At 44.6% G+C, this 1095-nt stretch carries 2 pseudogenes; both read left to right on the forward strand.

Going from position 1 to position 1095, the window contains the following annotated elements:
• A pseudogene (locus tag QT974_RS34620) lies at positions 1-450 on the forward strand (hypothetical protein); the annotation flags it as partial.
• Between the two features lie 302 nt (positions 451-752).
• Positions 753-1095: pseudogene (locus tag QT974_RS34625) on the forward strand (type I restriction endonuclease subunit R); the annotation flags it as partial.

Raw genomic sequence — 1095 nt, forward strand, 5'->3', positions numbered from 1 at the left:
CCTGTAGAATTGGATGTGGAAGCCACAGTTAACCAGATTGGGCGACAGGGCATTTTGTTAAGTCTGGTGTTGGTGCCGCGCCGGGTCAATCGATCGCAATTGCTGTTATTAATCGATTGCGGGGGTTACAGTGAGGAAAGGGTGGAGTTGACAGCGGCGTTTCTCCAGCAAATTAAGGCAAAGGTGCGGTATGTAGCTTGGCTAAATCCGATGCCGGAGTCGTGTTGGGAGGGGACGACGGCGGGTAAGGTGGCGCGGGGATTGCAGCGAGCGATCACCCTGTTGCGAGCGATCGCACCGCCTCACGCTGTCTCATTTATTGAGTATGCAGGAGGAGATAGAGCATTTATTTCATCGTTGTGTAGATTTGGTGGAAAAAAAGCAGTTAAAAAATCCTTATCGGCGATCGAACATTTTGAAAATGCATCAAGAGTTCCATCCCGAAGTTGATTGTTGAAATGCGATTAACTAAGGAAAGAATCAAGAAAGGAAATTTGCAGATATAGGACTACATTATAATTTTTGATAAGTACACAGCACCTCTGTTTTCTCAAGTTCAAAATCTACTGTTAAAAAACGCCAATCTTCGCCCAACCCGCGACTTACTCCTACCCAGACTCATCTCAGGCGAAATCGACCTAGAGAACCTCAACATCAACACCAGCCAAATCGCCGCCTAAGCTCATATAATATAGATAGATTCCACCAACACACTCTACCAATTACCCACCCTCGCTTGCATTAGAACAATTATGGTACTGACAAAACCTATATCAAAAACCATCACCAGCTTAGACAACCTAGAAGAAAGATTTAATCTCCGTCCTACAGAAAATGCAGAGTTCTTTCCTGAATGGAATCAAAACTTACCCGAACTCACCGACTTAGAAACAGCCACATTAGACCAAATTAAAAACCGATTTATTCGTCATCGAAAACGCGGTTCCTTAGCCGAAGGAACCATCAATCACTTAGTTATTTCTCCCTTATTAACCCTAGCAGGCTTATACGACGAACCCTTCTTTGTCACCACAGAACCGGAAGTTGAACTCTTCCTAGAAGACAGAGACGAAATACTCAGAGGACGCATCGACA

The sequence above is a fragment of the Microcoleus sp. BM001215392 genome (genome assembly GCF_036700185.1).
Classification (GTDB): Bacteria; Cyanobacteriota; Cyanobacteriia; order Cyanobacteriales; family Microcoleaceae; genus Microcoleus.